The sequence below is a fragment of the Peribacillus sp. TE19612 genome, from assembly GCF_056279465.1.
Genome location: NZ_JBWCCL010000009.1, coordinates 214,671 through 230,538, shown reverse-complemented (window position 1 = coordinate 230,538; position 15,868 = coordinate 214,671). Strand labels below are relative to the sequence as shown.

Below are 15,868 nucleotides of genomic sequence, written 5' to 3'. Positions count from 1 at the left end.
TTCAAAGCTACAACAGTTAAAACATTTCATTAACTTCCCATGATTCGACTATTTGATGCGCCATCCTTGGATCATATCCTTTACCCATCAGATAGGCAATAGCTGCAATTTCCATCATTGCATGAGGGACAGATGTTTTTTGAGCTTCGTTTAAACCATACTGTACCCAAGGGCCAACCTGTGACAATGTTTCTTGTTTGAGATGGTGTGGGTTAGTGTAAGAAGGAAACACAATATTACATCCTTTCAAAAATATAGATAAATATCACAATCCTATTTTATGCACCTTAACTTATCCCGTGTTCGATATTCTCTAATTTTATAGATAAAAGTTATGGGTCAAAGGATGTTCTTCTTCAACAATGGGTGGAAATAAGATTTTATTAACAAAAAATCAAGATGATGAGGGGTATTTTTATCTATTCCCCGGCGGTGGACAAGAACACGGCGAAACCATTCATAACGCATTATTAAGAGAGTGCATGGAAGAGGTTGGAGAAGAAGTGGAGATTGGAGAGCTGCTTCATATTCGTGAGTATATAGGAAAAAACCACGAGCATTCTTCATTCGATTTTCATGTTCACCAAGTTGAATACTATTTTGTTTGCAGCCTGGTAAAGGAAAAAAATAATAAAGCGCCTACCAATCCAGATAGTCACCAAGTAGGGGTAGAATGGATACATATTAATGATTTACTTCAGTATAGGATATATCCTAAAGAACTAAGGAAATATATCATACAGCATGTTAATCATCAAAAGTCTCCAGTTTATTTAGGGGATATTAATTGAAGCCTTGTTCAACGAACGGGCGCGATGAATCAGCTAAATGAGTGAATAAATTAAGCCATATTCTTTCGAAAAGAATATGGCTATTTAAAATTGATTCGGTAGTTTTGAAAGATTGTTTTGCAGGATTACCTTTAGCGGGACACTTCGCCGGAAGCAAATCATACACCTATTAATCTCGTCATAATACACTATTTTCATCTTATTCCATCTGTAGTATCTTTGTTTCACAGAATACATAAATGGGGAGAGTCCCACACAAAAGGAGGTCTTCCAAATGAATAAAGAATCAGTACTGATCGTGGAAGACGAAGAAAAGATCTTAAGACTGCTTGAATTGGAGCTTGAAATCGAAGGCTATCAAGTCGGAAAGGCAATTGACGGCAAGGAAGCCCTTGAAGCATATCAATCAAGAAAGTGGGATTTGATCTTATTGGATGTGATGCTTCCGGGCATAAGCGGGATCGAGCTGCTTCGGAAAATTCGAACGAAGAATACTATCACTCCTGTCATCCTGTTAACGGCAAAAGGCTCGGTTGAAGATAAAGTTTCCGGTCTTGATCTCGGCGCGAATGACTATATCACCAAACCTTTCCAAATTGAGGAATTGCTTGCCCGAATTCGTGCGGTTTTAAGAATGCGGCCTGCTGCACCTTCAATGGAAGCTGAAATCGGTGGATGGCTAAATACTGCCGATTTAAAAGTGAATGTCAAAACACGCGAGGTCATTAGAGGTGATAGTCATATTGAACTAACGCCAAAGGAGTATGATTTACTTCTTTATTTACTGAAGAACAAGCGTCAGGTGCTAAGCCGTGATCAAATTCTGGGAGCGGTTTGGGGGTATGATTTCCAGGGAGAAACAAACGTGGTGGATGTGTATATCCGATATGTTCGCAAAAAGCTCGAACATGGCTTTGAAACGCCACTCATTCATACCGTAAGAGGCGTTGGCTACGTCATGAAGGAAGCAAAATGAGACTTCGCAAGAAAATAAACTTATATACAGCGGTGTTATTCATTTTCCTACTGCTTTTGATGAATGTTTCCATTTATTTTGTTTTCAGTAATCTGATGATGGTGAATGAAATGAACCGTGCGAAAGCGGAGACAGGGAAAATTGCCTTTGATGTTAGTGAAAATGTTAATAATATATCTCCAAATGATTTACTTCGAGCCTATCTGCCTATAGATGGCATGATTGGTATCGTAATCGAAGGTCAACGAAAAGGAACAGCTGTTACATCCAATTCTGAAAAACAATTAAGCAATCGAAATAGCAGCTTTTACCCCGGTGAGAAGAGCGAGATCATCACTTATCAGCAGAAAAAGTATGTATTCGTTTCAAACCCGATCGTTTGGGGGGATGGAAGTGTAGTTAATCTTCAAATCACCAAAAGCATGTCAGCAACCGAAGAAATGCTCGCTGTTCTGCGCATCGTATTAATCGCTGTAACCATCATTGCCATGATACCTGTTCTGATATCAAGCACTATTCTTAGTAACTTCATCGCCCGTCCGATTCGATCGATGATCGATACGATGAAGGAAATTCAAACTAGCGGCCAATTTAAGCGACTTAGCCTAGAAGAAAAATCAAAGGATGAGCTTGTGGAAATGGGAAAAACATTTAATCACATGATCGATTTACTGCAGGCCAACTTCGAAAAACAGGAGCAATTCGTATCGAATGCTTCACATGAATTAAAAACACCGCTAACTGTCATCGAAAGCTATGCAAGCCTTTTGAAGAGAAAAGGGTTGGAGCGTCCTGATTTGTTTGATGAATCCATAGAAGCCATTCATTCTGAAGCCATTAGAATGAGAGAGATGACAGAGCAAATGCTCCTGCTTGCAAAGCATCAGGAAAAATGGAATATAGAGAAGGAAAACGTCAATCTGACCGATATCATGGCAGAGTTAGCGAAAGTATATAAAAATGCGTACAATCGGACAGTGGAGATTTATAGTGGCGATGCAATTGAAGCAGTAACGGATGTTCAAAAGTTAAAACAGCTTTTGTTTATTTTTTTGGACAATGCCAGAAAGTATAGTGACGAGCTAATCTCCGTCTACATAGGACAAACAAGTAATGAAGCATATATCCGCATCGAAGACAGAGGGGATGGAATTCCAAAGGCTGAATTGCCAAAAGTGTTCGATCGTTTTTATCGTGTAGACAAAGCTAGAAACAGAAAGCAAGGCGGATCAGGATTGGGGCTTTCCGTGGCAAAGGAAATTGCTGATGCAATAGATGTGCGGATTGAAATGGACAGTCTCGAAGGCAGGGGAACGATCGTTACTCTTTTATTTAATTAAGCCAGAATGATGTTGGATGGGGGATACGATGAAGATTAGAAAAGTGCTGATAACAGCCGGATCGACTCTCGTTTTTGGTCTGCTATCATTCGTCGGATTTCAATGGTGGGCTCCATCATTATCCGCGGAAAGTTTGACGAAAGAAGAAGTGAACCAGACAGCAAAGGATAAATTTCCTGGAACCATTATAAAGACAACGAAAAGTGAAGGTGAAGAATATAAGATTGAAATGCAGCTTGAAACCGGGGTCTATCAAATTAGGATGGATGCGAAAAGCGGGGAAGTCCATTCTATAAAAAAAGAAACCATAGGTCATACAGCTGAAGCGACTACGGAAAAAATACCTCAAAAGCAACTGACCCAAAACGAAATAAAGGCGCGAATTTCCTCACAAGGTGACCTGGAACAAATTGATTTTGTACAGGAGAAAGACAACTCCTTTTATAAAGCAGTGGTAAATAAGAATAACGAAAAAATCACCTTAATACTCGATCCACATACAGGAGCTATAATTGACTCGACAATGGTGGCAGATAGTATCATTACAGAAAGCGAAGCAATTGCGATTGCCGAAAAACATGTAAAAGGAACAGGTGACGATACAGAATTTTATCAACCTCTAGATCAGACACCTTATTATTTGGTCGAAGTTGAATTGGAGAACGATCGAGACGCAGTCGTTCAAGTGGACGGCTACACGAAGGAGGTAAAAACAATCACATGGGAAGATGACGAAGAGAACGATAATGATGGCCCTGAATAAAATAGTGGCTCATAAGGGTTTACTAATCTAGACGTAAATTGAATAAAGCATAAAAAAGGGTGATGCTATTAGCTGTCTAATACGCATCACCCTTTTTGGCTTTAGTGAGTAAGAGAAATGCAAAAAAAAAGAGAAGGAACTGTAATAATTCTCACCAATTTCTAATCCTTCTATCATTTAACTCTAATTAACTATCTCTAACATGGAATAAAGCACCAAATGATAAAACAGAGCCAAAGAAGTGAGTGAATGAAAGGCATCTGGATTATTGTACATAAAACATTCCATCATATTTCAACACCTTAACAAAGTTTTGCAAAGAGAAAGGAGAATCAGTAATGTCAGTTATTTCTAGCATTCTGGATTACAACAAGACGTTTGTCGATCAAAACAAATATGAAAGGTTTCAAACGACAAAGTATCCAGATAAAAAGATCGTCATCATAACGTGCATGGATACCCGTCTGTTGGAATTGCTTCCAAAGGCGATGGGGTTAAGAAATGGAGATGCGAAAATCATTAAAAACGCCGGTGCTATTGTTTCTCATCCATTTGGCAGCATTATGCGCAGTATCCTTGTCGCCATTTATGAGTTGAAAGTGGAGGAAGTGTGTGTGATCGGACATCACGGTTGCGGTATGGTGGGGCTTCAATCCTCTTCACTGCTTGATGCCGCAAAGGAGAAGAAAATCAGCCAGGAGCAAATTGATATCCTTACAAACTCTGGTATTGATTTAACAAAGTGGCTGACAGGCTTTCAATGCGTTGAGGAGAGTGTAAGGAATAGTGTCCATTTGATCAAAAACCATCCATTATTACCGGATTCCATTGCCGTCCACGGTATGGTCATCCATCCCGAAACGGGTAAACTCGATCGAATCATAGATGGATATAGCAATATTGTCAGCAAGGACGAAATGCATATTCAATAAAAGAAGGAGCGATAAAATGAAGGGTTCTAGCAGGTTTGAAGGATATAACTTAGGCCATTTTCAGAAAGACCTGGTTGCCGGGGTGGTAGTTGGGATAGTAGCGATTCCTTTAGCGATGGCTTTTGCCATTGCATCTGGAGTAAGGCCGGAATACGGACTGTACACATCGATTATTGCAGGAATCATGGTCTCCCTTTTTGGCGGATCGAAATATCAAATTGCAGGCCCGACTGGAGCCTTTGTCCCGGTCTTGTTAGGGGTGGTCATGCAGTACGGATATGAAAAACTCCTAATCGCCGGTTTCCTGGCAGGTATCATGATTTTTCTTTTAGGTGTCTTCAAACTGGGAAGATTCATCAAGTTTATTCCGCGTCCAGTTACCATCGGCTTTACAGCTGGAATTGCCGTGATCATCTTCTCGGGGCAGATTGCCAATTTCTTTGGACTCAGTAACTTAAAAAAAGAAGATGTCTTTCTTTTAAATATGAAAGAAATCTTAGTGAACTTCAATACAGTGAATATCTATAGTGTCCTGGTAGCTAGCATAAGTCTGACTCTCGTCATATTAACTCCAAAATATTTACCGAAAATCCCTGGAGCATTGCTGGGATTGATTGTATCAACCCTAGTCGCCAGCTTATTCTTTCCAGGTCAGGTAGCGACCATAGGATCGGCATATGGCGCCATTCCTAATGCATTGCCCCATTTTCAGTTTCCCCATATCACTGGCGGTCTGGTGATTGAACTCCTTCCGGCTGCTTTGGTCATTGCCATGCTTGGAGGAATTGAATCACTCTTATCCGCTGTAGTGGCAGATGGCATGACCAACAGTAAACATAACAGCAATAAAGAGCTGATGGGACAAGGATTGACCAATATGATTACGCCTTTATTTGGAGGCATTCCGGCTACAGGTGCCATCGCCCGTACCGCGACGAATATTAAAAACGGTGCAGTCTCCCCCATATCAGGCGTGATTCATGGGTTGGTGGTATTGCTGGTGTTAGTCAGCTTGGCTCCTTATGCTTCGGCCATTCCTTTGGCCAGCATGGCCCCGATTCTTATGTTTGTCGCATGGAACATGAGCGAGCGCAAAGAATTTTCGCATATCTTAAAAGCCAAAACTATGGACTCGGTCGTATTGCTCGTTACCTTCGTGTTAACCGTAGTGATTGACCTGACAACAGGCGTCGGGATCGGATTACTATTAGCCATTCTATCGTTCGTTAAACTGATGAGCGGTACATTGAAATTATCAAAGGTATTACCAGATCCAGCTGATAAACTAGTTAAACCAGAAATGGTGCAACAAGGTTCAAGCTGCCCGCAGATTAACATTTATACGATAGAAGGACCTTTATTCTTTGGCACAATCGAAAGGCTGCAAGAAGAAATCGAGGAAATAATGCGATCAAAACCAAAAGTCCTCCTATTAAGAATGAGCAATGTGTCATTTATCGATACATCGGGGGAAGCACTGCTGACCGACATCGTGAAGCAATTCAAGTTTCATAACCTACAAGTGCTGATTTCAGGAATTCAACAGGAACCTAAAGAAATGCTGAGAAAAACCGGATTTATTGAACTGGTTGGTGAGGAACAGTTCTTTTCCAGTACGGGTGATGCCATCAATAAAGCTTTATCCAAACTGGATGAGAACCGTTGTAAAGGGTGTAAACAGTTTTCATTTGCTGAATGTACCGCACTCTCACATCAAGTTCAAAAGCCTGCGTTATTAAAACAGAGCAGAAAACGGGAGATAGGGTTAACTTGACTCCTGTCAAGAAGAAAAGGCATCTGCTTTTGGCGGATGCCTTTCTCTTCAACTTCTTTTATTTTCGCTGCAAGATGGCGGATTATTGAAATCATTAACACATCGAGCTTGTTCGCTCAGGGATTTATCCTGACTATGCATGCGTGAACGTTTATTCCTCTATGATATCCAACTCTTTCAGGGCTTCAAGCGTAATCGTTTTGGCTTTGCTTCCGCTGCCGTCCATGTTCGTTGCGAAGGCCCATTTCCCTTTGTCCGTTTCGATGTACCCCACATACCAGCCCAATCCCATATCAGAAAGGCGTGTACCGGTTTTTCCATGGAGGACATATGAGTCAGCTTCTTCATTGATCATGATTCTCTTTACGGTTCTCATATGCTGCTTATCGATAGGCAGCTTTTCCTCTACAAGCTTTTCGATGAATTGGACTTGTTCCCGGGCTGAAATCTTTAAGCTGCTGTCCAGCCAGAACTGATCAATCCCGCCGGAGATATCATGATTGCCGTAATCGAGCAGGTTCACATACTGCTGCATGTTTTCCGCCCCGATATCGCGGGCCATTGCTTGATAATACCAAATCACGGAATGCCGCATGGCTGAAGCAAGCGTATGATCTCTGTTCCAATCTTCAAATTCCCTGATTACGCCATCCCAGCGCTTCACTTCATATTCATCGCTTACCGCTTTTGTCTGTAAACCGATTAATGCATTCGCCACTTTGAATGTCGATTCTGGAGTGTAGCGTACTTTACTTCTCTGTTTATTATAGATAAATACCTTATCATTTTTTAAGTTTTGGAGTACCATCGTGCCTTCCGCACCATCGAAGGAATCCCCGATATCCAGTTCTTTCACCTTTTGATCGTTAGCACTTGCATGAATCGTGCCCATGGAACCAGTGACTAGCAGGACAAGAATGAAACATAACGTTTTGATTTTCATTACACACTCTCCTTTAAGGCATGGATTGATCGATCATCAAATAATTTACATAAAATAGGTTGATAGCTAAAGTTTATCTATTCCTGATAAAAAACGAAACCTTATTCTTGGATTCCATCTAGATAGTATCGATTAAGGAGGAATGCAGCGGGTAGCTAATGAATATATAGAGCAAACGATAGAATGGGAGGAATCTATCATGGAGGTTAACCAAAGAAAAATAAATAGTAATGAAAAAGAAATTACATACACACATATTGAAACCGGAAGTCCGGCCGTTTGTTTTATGTTTTCAGGTGCGGGGTACACGTATGAGAAACCGCTATTCTATTATTCGACGATGATCATGCTTCAAAATCAGTATGATGTCGTGCATATTCATTACGCCTACGACCAGGATATATTCAAGCATCCATTGGTAGATATCACAAAAGTGATCGTTAATGATATCAATCCCGTCATTGCGGAAGTGCTTCAAAATCATGAATATCAAGGAACTGTGTTTCTAGGCAAATCACTTGGCACCATCCCCATCATCAACGGAATCATAAAAAGTGAGCAGTTTACGAATGCCAAAATGATTTTGCTGACGCCGCTATTGAAGTTCGATTCGATTTTTGATGGGTTATTGAGCAGCAATCATTCAGCACATATAGTTATTGGTGAAAAAGATCATCATTATATTCCAGATAAAATTCAAGCGATTGAAAATAAACCGAACATAAGCATGAATAAAATCCCGCATGCCAATCATTCCTTGGATATTGAACCTTTCGATACTTCAAGGACGATCATCGTGCTGGAAGGTGTAATGAATAGAATGGAAGGGTTTTTAAAAAATATAGGTTAGCGAAATACAAAAGGGATTCAATCCAGGGGTTAGCAGGTGGAGAATGTTATAATAAGAGTATTGTAGTTTGGAGTTCTGAAAGGAGAAATGATGGTGGGAACCAATACATTTCATTCAATTGATGAATATATCATACAATTTCCCGAGGAAGTTCAGGAGATATTAAAAACGTTAAGAAAAGTCATAAAGGATGCAGCACCGGATGCAGAAGAGAAGATAAGCTATCAAATGCCTACCTTTGTTTTATATGGAAATCTGGTACATTTCGCTGCCTATAAAAAACATATAGGATTCTATCCAACTCCAAGCGCGATCTCTGCGTTTGAATCTGCCTTATCTGAATATAAATGTTCAAAAGGGGCCGTTCAGTTTCCACTAAACAAGCCAATTCCTTATGAATTAATAACCAAGATGGTTATATTTAGAGTGGAAGCGAACAAAAAGAAAAAAGCAGAAGGCAAATCTCAAAAGAAAAAATAACATCGATTATTATCAGAATTCACAAAATGCTTAATATATGAGAGTATGAGCAGCAAGGATTCAAGACCGAAAGAGAAAGGTGGAAATAATATGTTCAAAAAATTATTCAGTAAAAAAGAAAGTGTGGAACAACTGCTTGCTCCTATAAACGGACAAGTAATAAAAATAGAAGATGTTCCGGATCCGGTGTTTTCCGGGAAAATGATGGGGGACGGAATAGCGATTCTTCCTGAGGAAGGGTTGGTCGTATCTCCAATCGATGCAGAAGTGATCCAGGTTTTTCATACTAAACATGCCCTAGGCCTCCGTACGAAGAATGGCATAGAATTGTTGATTCATATTGGCTTAGAAACAGTTAACCTTAAAGGTGAGGGATTTGAAGTCCATGTCGCAGAAGGGCAAAGGGTAAAAGCAGGAGACAAGCTTGTGACATTTGATATCGATTTTCTAAAATCCAACGCTCCAAGCATCGTAACTCCGATCGTTGTCACGAATGGCGAGCTGGTTGAAAAACTGGAAAAAACAAATAATACCCAAGCAACTATTAACGATACGGAGATTATGAGTGTTTATTTGAAATGAAAAGAAAGATTCCATGCTGATCTCTCCTTTTAGTCTGCAAGCAGGAAAATCCAAAATTGCAGCGAATAGTAGGTGAGTGAACAAATAAAATCAAGCGAGGGTGAATTGGATGGGAGTTCAAGCAGAAAAGATTTTTGTAAACTTGCCTGTTAAAGATTTGGATGCCTCAGTAGAATTTTTCACAAAGGTCGGTTTTGAGTTTAACGAGCAAATGACCAATGAAAATGCGACATGCATGGTTATAAGTGAGTCCATATATGTCATGTTGTTGGTGGAAGACTACTTTAAAACGTTTACCAAGAAGGAAATCCCTGATTCTGCAGCGAGTAAGGAAACCATCGTCGCCCTGTCCGTTAAAAGCAAGGAAGAAGTCAATGAGATCGTGAATAGGGCACTGGATGTTGGCGGAAAGCCTTTCAATGAAGCCATTGATCATGGTTTCATGTACGGTTGGAGTTTCCTGGATATCGACGGCCATTCTTGGGAAGTATTTTACATGGACGAAAGCGGATTTAATCAAGATTAAATCCAAAGCAAGGCACAATCCTTCACGAAGGACTGTGCCTTTTTTAGCAATCTTAGCTGAATTTCATTCATAACAATACGGGGCTAATGTCTTTCCACTCATAAACCAATAGATTCAATTCAGCACCAGCTATTTTGATTTTTTCGGTTTTAAGCAATTCAGCACCAAATGCCTCATAGAAGTATCGAGATTTATTATCTTCAAGCACCTCTACGAAAATAGTCTTGAATCCCAGTTCTTCGAATTTAAAGAATAATTCTTTGATGAGTTTCTTACCTATCCCCATTTTTTGTGAATTTTCGAGGATATATATTGCAGTTAAATCGCCCGAATCCTCAACTTGATTCGTCTCCCTTTTCCCTCCACATATAAATCCTACTATTTTTCCTTCGTTAATCTCTGCGACATAAACATAATTTCCATTACTAGTTATATTCTTTATCCATATGTCTTTCCTTTTCTCATAAGAAAGTTTATCTAAAAAATCACTCGGCATTATATCTTTATAAGTGGTTCGCCAGCAATCCACATGGACTTTCGCTATCCCTTCCGCATCAGCCAACGTTGCCTCTCTTATTAGCATAGTGGTTCCTCCTTTTTTAAGTTTGCTATACTTCTTATTTTTTACTAATATTATCCATTTAGCAACTGATTGGCCCGGGATATTCCGATAATTAACTTTGTATGTTACTATTTCCTATAGTTTGTTTAATGTGGGAGAAGGAATGGGATGAAACAGATTTTCCGTAGTAAAATATTTTATTTAATAATCTTCTTGGTTATCTTGGGGGTTGTGCTGGTTTTTAATAATGACGAAGAACCGACTGAGGAATTAACTGCCGATGATTTTTTTTACAACTTTAGCGGATGGAAAAGTGACATTTATAGAGGTGGAGCAGCGAAAAAGTGTGATTGAAATAAGCGGTCGGCTGGCAGGGTATGAAAAGGATCAATACTTTGTCGCGTCTGTCCCAAATAGTGAAACTTCGCTAGATAGAATGAATAATGCTGCAGAGGAACATGATATAGAAAAAATGGAATTTACACCATACAAAGAGGCAAGCGGATGGGTCACCCTGTTTACAACGACCATCCCGTTCATAATCCTTTCCATCCTGATTTTAGTCTTATTACTATCTAGAGTTATAATAAAAAGATAGTTTTCGACGATATATTCCCATTTTCGGAGATAAAACATTAGTTTTCGACGATATATTTCTATTTTCGCAGATAAAACTGCAAGTTTCGTCGATATTTCTAGTGAGTTATGGTTTCTGCAAAAAAATATTGAAGATTGCTGAATAGTTTGATAGAATAAAATAAATGAAAAAGACTATGTGCAACTGGCGAAACACGGATAACCGTGAGGGAACACATAGTGTCGTAGCCGTTCGCCTGGGCAGAGGTAAGGGATTTTATCCCTTGCCTCTTTCTGTATATTAACAGATAGTTAAGCTTTAAAGTCAATATTTTGAAATTTCAAAACTATTATATTCAAAAGAGGAGCAAACAAAATGAGCACAATACTTTTAGAAAAAGTCAAAACGATCAAAGCGTTAAATAATATTGCCGAAAGCGGGCTGAATGTTTTCAATAAAGGCGATTTTAAAGTCGACAATGACAGTGAAAACCCTGATGCGATCGTTCTTCGCAGCTTTAACATGCATACTATGGAATTCGGCGATCAGTTAAAAGCAATCGCAAGGGCAGGGGCTGGAGTCAATAATATTCCGGTCGACAAATGCACTGAGCAAGGAATTGTCGTTTTCAATACACCTGGTGCTAACGCAAACGCTGTAAAAGAAATGGTGCTGACGACATTGATGGCTTCATCTCGTAACCTTTTTGCCGGTGTGGCTTGGACAAAGACGCTTGAAGGCGAAGGGGAACAAATTCCGAAGCTTGTCGAAGCAGGAAAGAAACAATTCGTTGGTAAAGAAATCAAGGGAAAAACTCTTGGCGTAATCGGTTTAGGAGCAATCGGTGCACTTGTAGCGAATGATGCGCTTGATTTGGACATGGATGTCATTGGCTTTGACCCGTTCATCTCTGTTGATACAGCTTGGAACTTATCACGCAATGTACAGCGCGCCATGACAATTGAAGAATTGTTTGCAGAATCTGATTATATTACAGTACACGTTCCATTAACTGACGACACAAAAGGAATGTTTAACCAAGAAACATTCAGCATCATGAAGCCGGGCGTACATATCTTGAATTTCTCACGCGGCGAGCTAGTGAATGAAAATGATATGCAAGCTGCACTTGAAAGCGGAAAAGTAGGCAAGTTCATTACTGACTTCCCGAATGAAAACGTGTTGAAAATGAAAAATGTCGTTCCAATTCCGCATCTTGGTGCCTCTACGCTAGAATCAGAGGAAAACTGTGCCATCATGGCAGCTCGTCAGTTGAAGAACTTTTTAGAAACAGGGAACATCAAGAACTCTGTGAATTTCCCAAACACTTCGCTTCCTTTTACAGGAAACCGTCGTGTGGCAACTTTCCACGAAAACGTTCCGAATATGGTTGGGCAAATCACGCTGGCTGTATCAAGCTTTAATTTGAACATCGCTGACATGGTTAACAGAAGCCGTGGGGGATATGCATATACGATCATCGACATTGATGGAGAAGTAAACGGCGATATCATTCCTGCCTTGGAAGAACAAATCAAACAAATCGAAGGCATCGTTACAACTCGTATTATTTAATTGGAACCAAAAGAAAGCTGATAAATAGTGAAAGCCTCAATTCCTTTAAGGAGTTGAGGCTTTTTTAGGCTTTATTAATGATTTTGGAATAAATATTGGGGTGGTCATACTAAACTGGCTCACGTGTTAACAACCTAGGGATTACAACGGACTTAGCCTGCGGGCAGCTCGATACATTCAGTTTAAGTCAAAACTTCTTAGTATCGAAATTATCAAAATCTATCATGGTTTCCTTCTGTGTTATCTTCATAATGTACAAAAAACATCAAGTAGATTGCGAATAGGAGATGCAAATAAAGTGGAACATCTTCATCACTTTGAATGACAACAAATATGTAAATTCCATATAGCAAAATGGGAATGCTTAAAAGGATTCTGTGCTTAGTCACATGTCATCCCCCCATACATCCTCAAATATTAATACATAAGCTGCTTGAAAATCCTTTTCTGCTAGAACATCTGCTAATTTCATAGTTTCATCCCCCTAATTAACCAAATATTCTGTCACTTCTATTAATACAATAGTATGAAGTACAGAGAAAATGCTGTCAATCTATATTCCATCTGTACTCATTTTAAGTTAACGGATTCATAAGTTATCTACCAAAATAACCATCTCATATATGGGCAAAACGGTACCAAAGCGGGGAAGCAATGTGATCAACTGAACGCCAGGGAGCAACGTGTTGCGAACGTTCACTTCAGCGCATCTAAGTAAAAGAATCGCCCCTAATCCAGAGACGATTCCCTATCTTAAACACCCATTCTACAAAAAAAGGATGTCCCTATATTGTTCTTCCCCAAAAATTTTGGTGCTGATGAAGGATATTCGTTGTTAAAAAAGCTCCAACAGGAGGCAATTGCCCGGTATACGCATTACCGCTAACAGGAAATTGATTCAGGGCTATATCTGTAGTGGCAATCCACGATCCAGACTCACCTGCTTGCAGAGAGGGAGGCTTCATAAGAAAACGTCCTTGAAGAATGAAATGCCGAATTCCGCTCTGTTGATCATCAATTATGGTTAAGTTGCCAGAGAACGTGGCATAAGGTGAATCAAATGCGATTTGTTTGGTGTTTTCATTCCAAAATCCATTAATCGGAATGGGCCTGCCACGAAAATTAACCGTACCAACCACCCTATTATCTATAATGGAATGAATGGAAAGTGTGCCCCAAATAATCGTTCTGCCAGCTATTGAAGAGTGGATACCCCATACAGATGGGAATGGAAAGCTAACCGAAGCAGTTCCCTGTGAAGTTACCAATGCTATGCCCTCCCTTAATGGTTGTTTATGTTCCGAGGAAGATTCCTTGTTTAAAGCAGTATATGCAGCACGAGCAGAATAATTTAATAAAGAAAGGTGAACTCTTACATCCCCTGCCTGAAATTGCATGATGAGTTACCAGTACTGCTGGAAAATAGGATTGAACGGATCAGAGGAAGGAATGGAGGGAAATGAGGTAGAAGCGGCGAAAGTAGTCTATAGAAATGTGTTGAAGATAGGAAGAGCAGCAAATGTGAACGGATCAGATAAACAGCTAAGGAGCATGAAGAACGGTTTGAAAAACGAAATGATAATAGATCGTAAAAAAACATGAAGGAGTGACGCATATGCATAAAAAAGGTTGTTCCAAATTGAAGTGTCAGTGTTTCATCGTACCTAACTATATTCTTGAGAACTTGGCACAAAATGAAGTGGAAGAAGCACGGATCAGTTTAGCGAAAAGCCGTCAAATGCGCAGGCGCAGAATATTGAAAGAATACGATATTGACGGTGTTGTCGCACTGACGGATGCAGGATCTGGACGTCAAGGTGAATCTGCCCGTCATGTTTACGATTGCAAGGGAGGAACGAAACTCCGGGAGAATGAGGCTAGGAAAGAAGGAGACCGATCAAGTGCAGATCCCATTGTTAACGCTGCATATGATTATAGCGGAGTTGTGCGTGATTATTTCAAAGATGTTTTGCACCGTAATTCAATTGATAACCAAGGTCTTGATCTTATTCTGAACGTTCATTATGGCAATAAATTCACGAATGCTTATTGGGACGGAGATGAAATGGTATTTGGTGACGGCGATGGGGTCATCTTTAGCAATTTTGCCAATTCACTCGATGTAATTGGACATGAATTGACACATGGGGTTACGCAGTTCACAAGTGGATTGGAGTATGAAGGTCAGTCCGGGGCATTGAACGAACATCTTTCAGATGTGTTTGGAGTTGCCATAAAACAATTTCACTTAAAGCAAACAGCAGGAGATGCCGATTGGCTGATCGGTGCTGATATAATGGGACCGACATTGAAAGGGCAGGCCCTCCGTTCGATGAAGGCACCAGGTACGGCATTCGACAATAAGTTAATGGGTAAAGATATTCAGCCTGATCATATGAAGAACTTCTATAAGGGAGAACGCGATAATCATGGTGTCCATATCAATAGCGGCATACCAAATAAAGCCTTTTATCTAGTATCCATGGAAATTGGAACGGACAAAGCAGCCGTGATCTGGTTCAATGCGATGCAGAATTTATTTGCGACGGCAAATTTCAATCAATTCGTTCAAATCGTCATAAAAGCAGCGCAAAAACTTGTTGATAGCGGCGATGTTACGAAAACAGCCATCAAGACGATTGAAAATGCTTTTAAAGCGGTTGGACTGCCTGAGTAGTCATATTCCATGAATAGGAGGCTTCATCTACCATGCATATCAAATTTAGCTGCATAGGGGGATTTGCCAACCTCGACTTGAATTTCGAAATAGATACGGATGAATTGCCGAAAGAGAAGTATGAGGAATTGCAGAACTTAATGAAACAAGCTGACCTTCCTAATGCTGCCCAATGTAAAATGGTAAAAACGCAAGGGTTCGACTCGTTTTCATACCAGCTGGATATAGCCGATGAAAAGAAGAAGCAGTCTTTCTCATTTACTGACATTTCAGCTCCAGAGGAAGTCCGGCCCTTATTGGATTATTTACGGAACATAGCAATTGAAATAAAGATGGCAGAATAACCATGTCAAAAAAGTCTATCATCTTGATAGACTTTTTTGTTTGTCTTAAAACTTCACAAAAATGTCATTTCGTTTCACTTTTATCTGGATTTTGGCTGTTTGTTCTCTAAATGGACACAAAATAGCGATCTGCAGTAGCAAATTTGAAACGGAAATTAGAGAGTATAGCCCTTTGA

General features: G+C 39.9%; 20 protein-coding genes and 1 riboswitch. Of the genes, 15 read left to right on the top strand and 5 right to left on the bottom strand.

Annotated elements, in window-relative coordinates; genetic code table 11:
- Nucleotides 1–16: 16 nt before the first annotated feature.
- On the bottom strand, nt 17–232 hold the full coding sequence (locus ACZ9AO_RS17440) for a hypothetical protein (protein WP_476109592.1): 216 nt from the start codon (nt 230–232) through the stop codon (nt 17–19).
- A 130-nt stretch (nt 233–362) separates the two neighbouring features.
- Here ACZ9AO_RS17440 and ACZ9AO_RS17435 point away from each other — a divergent pair, with 130 nt between their 5' ends.
- The 6 genes from ACZ9AO_RS17435 to ACZ9AO_RS17410 all read left to right on the top strand — a co-directional run bounded on the left by ACZ9AO_RS17435 (nt 363) and on the right by ACZ9AO_RS17410 (nt 6,576).
- Nucleotides 363–791: an NUDIX domain-containing protein gene (locus ACZ9AO_RS17435; protein ID WP_476109591.1), complete on the top strand. Its 429-nt coding sequence runs from the start codon at nt 363–365 to the stop codon at nt 789–791.
- Between the two features lie 274 nt (nt 792–1,065).
- Nucleotides 1,066–1,767, top strand: a complete 702-nt coding sequence (locus ACZ9AO_RS17430; RefSeq protein WP_476109590.1) for a response regulator transcription factor — start codon at nt 1,066–1,068, stop codon at nt 1,765–1,767.
- Nucleotides 1,764–3,107 (top strand): sensor histidine kinase, encoded by a 1,344-nt coding sequence (locus ACZ9AO_RS17425; RefSeq protein ID WP_057277010.1) that lies wholly within the window; start codon nt 1,764–1,766, stop codon nt 3,105–3,107. Before ACZ9AO_RS17430 ends, ACZ9AO_RS17425 begins: the two co-directional genes overlap by 4 nt.
- Before the next feature lie 28 nt (nt 3,108–3,135).
- Nucleotides 3,136–3,870 carry a PepSY domain-containing protein gene (locus tag ACZ9AO_RS17420; RefSeq protein ID WP_251542261.1) on the top strand — a complete coding sequence of 245 codons (735 nt, stop codon included), beginning with the start codon at nt 3,136–3,138 and terminating at the stop codon, nt 3,868–3,870.
- A 338-nt stretch (nt 3,871–4,208) separates the two neighbouring features.
- Nucleotides 4,209–4,802, top strand: coding sequence for a beta-class carbonic anhydrase (locus ACZ9AO_RS17415; RefSeq protein ID WP_476109589.1), 594 nt, complete (start codon nt 4,209–4,211; stop codon nt 4,800–4,802).
- Between the two features lie 16 nt (nt 4,803–4,818).
- Complete coding sequence (locus ACZ9AO_RS17410) at nt 4,819–6,576, top strand: SulP family inorganic anion transporter (protein ID WP_476109588.1); 1,758 nt, start codon at nt 4,819–4,821, stop codon at nt 6,574–6,576.
- 151 nt (nt 6,577–6,727) lie between these two features.
- Here the strand turns inward: ACZ9AO_RS17410 and blaOXA are convergent, their stop codons facing one another.
- Complete coding sequence (gene blaOXA, locus ACZ9AO_RS17405; RefSeq protein WP_476109587.1) at nt 6,728–7,519, bottom strand: class D beta-lactamase; 792 nt, start codon at nt 7,517–7,519, stop codon at nt 6,728–6,730.
- A gap of 199 nt (nt 7,520–7,718) precedes the next feature.
- Here blaOXA and ACZ9AO_RS17400 point away from each other — a divergent pair, with 199 nt between their 5' ends.
- From ACZ9AO_RS17400 to ACZ9AO_RS17385, 4 genes are all read left to right on the top strand, one after another.
- On the top strand, nt 7,719–8,369 hold the full coding sequence (locus tag ACZ9AO_RS17400) for an alpha/beta hydrolase (RefSeq protein ID WP_476109586.1): 651 nt from the start codon (nt 7,719–7,721) through the stop codon (nt 8,367–8,369).
- A gap of 90 nt (nt 8,370–8,459) precedes the next feature.
- Nucleotides 8,460–8,849 carry an iron chaperone gene (locus tag ACZ9AO_RS17395; RefSeq protein ID WP_476109585.1) on the top strand — a complete coding sequence of 130 codons (390 nt, stop codon included), beginning with the start codon at nt 8,460–8,462 and terminating at the stop codon, nt 8,847–8,849.
- Between the two features lie 90 nt (nt 8,850–8,939).
- Nucleotides 8,940–9,431: a PTS sugar transporter subunit IIA gene (locus ACZ9AO_RS17390; RefSeq protein ID WP_048687174.1), complete on the top strand. Its 492-nt coding sequence runs from the start codon at nt 8,940–8,942 to the stop codon at nt 9,429–9,431.
- Nucleotides 9,432–9,540: 109 nt separating this feature from the next.
- Complete coding sequence (locus ACZ9AO_RS17385) at nt 9,541–9,957, top strand: VOC family protein (RefSeq protein WP_476109584.1); 417 nt, start codon at nt 9,541–9,543, stop codon at nt 9,955–9,957.
- A gap of 67 nt (nt 9,958–10,024) precedes the next feature.
- Here ACZ9AO_RS17385 and ACZ9AO_RS17380 read toward each other — a convergent pair whose 3' ends face one another.
- Nucleotides 10,025–10,540: an N-acetyltransferase family protein gene (locus ACZ9AO_RS17380; protein WP_476109583.1), complete on the bottom strand. Its 516-nt coding sequence runs from the start codon at nt 10,538–10,540 to the stop codon at nt 10,025–10,027.
- A 259-nt stretch (nt 10,541–10,799) separates the two neighbouring features.
- On the opposite strand from ACZ9AO_RS17380, the gene ACZ9AO_RS17375 reads away from it, so the two are divergent.
- Both ACZ9AO_RS17375 and ACZ9AO_RS17370 read left to right on the top strand, forming a co-directional pair.
- Entirely contained in the window at nt 10,800–11,117 is a 318-nt protein-coding gene (locus tag ACZ9AO_RS17375; protein ID WP_476109582.1) for a hypothetical protein, read from the top strand.
- Nucleotides 11,118–11,286: 169 nt separating this feature from the next.
- Nucleotides 11,287–11,365: riboswitch (ZMP/ZTP riboswitch) on the top strand.
- Nucleotides 11,366–11,471: 106 nt separating this feature from the next.
- A complete protein-coding gene (locus tag ACZ9AO_RS17370; protein WP_048687182.1) occupies nt 11,472–12,671 on the top strand; it encodes a phosphoglycerate dehydrogenase in 1,200 nt (399 codons plus the stop codon).
- Between the two features lie 212 nt (nt 12,672–12,883).
- On the opposite strand, the gene ACZ9AO_RS17365 is transcribed toward ACZ9AO_RS17370, so the two are convergent.
- Together ACZ9AO_RS17365 and ACZ9AO_RS17360 are read right to left on the bottom strand one after the other, a co-directional pair.
- Nucleotides 12,884–13,060 (bottom strand): hypothetical protein, encoded by a 177-nt coding sequence (locus ACZ9AO_RS17365; protein WP_153246150.1) that lies wholly within the window; start codon nt 13,058–13,060, stop codon nt 12,884–12,886.
- Between the two features lie 396 nt (nt 13,061–13,456).
- The gene (locus ACZ9AO_RS17360; protein ID WP_476109581.1) at nt 13,457–13,939 is read right to left on the bottom strand and encodes a hypothetical protein; all 483 of its coding nucleotides are present in this window, start codon (nt 13,937–13,939) and stop codon (nt 13,457–13,459) included.
- Nucleotides 13,940–14,099: 160 nt separating this feature from the next.
- Between ACZ9AO_RS17360 and ACZ9AO_RS17355 the strand changes: the two genes are divergently transcribed.
- The 3 genes from ACZ9AO_RS17355 to ACZ9AO_RS17345 are packed head-to-tail and all read left to right on the top strand — an operon-like array spanning nt 14,100 to nt 15,692.
- Nucleotides 14,100–14,273 carry a hypothetical protein gene (locus ACZ9AO_RS17355; RefSeq protein ID WP_323598216.1) on the top strand — a complete coding sequence of 58 codons (174 nt, stop codon included), beginning with the start codon at nt 14,100–14,102 and terminating at the stop codon, nt 14,271–14,273.
- A 13-nt stretch (nt 14,274–14,286) separates the two neighbouring features.
- Nucleotides 14,287–15,348 (top strand): M4 family metallopeptidase, encoded by a 1,062-nt coding sequence (locus tag ACZ9AO_RS17350; RefSeq protein ID WP_476109580.1) that lies wholly within the window; start codon nt 14,287–14,289, stop codon nt 15,346–15,348.
- A 32-nt stretch (nt 15,349–15,380) separates the two neighbouring features.
- Entirely contained in the window at nt 15,381–15,692 is a 312-nt protein-coding gene (locus ACZ9AO_RS17345; protein WP_476109579.1) for a protealysin inhibitor emfourin, read from the top strand.
- The last annotated feature ends 176 nt before the right edge of the window (nt 15,693–15,868 follow it).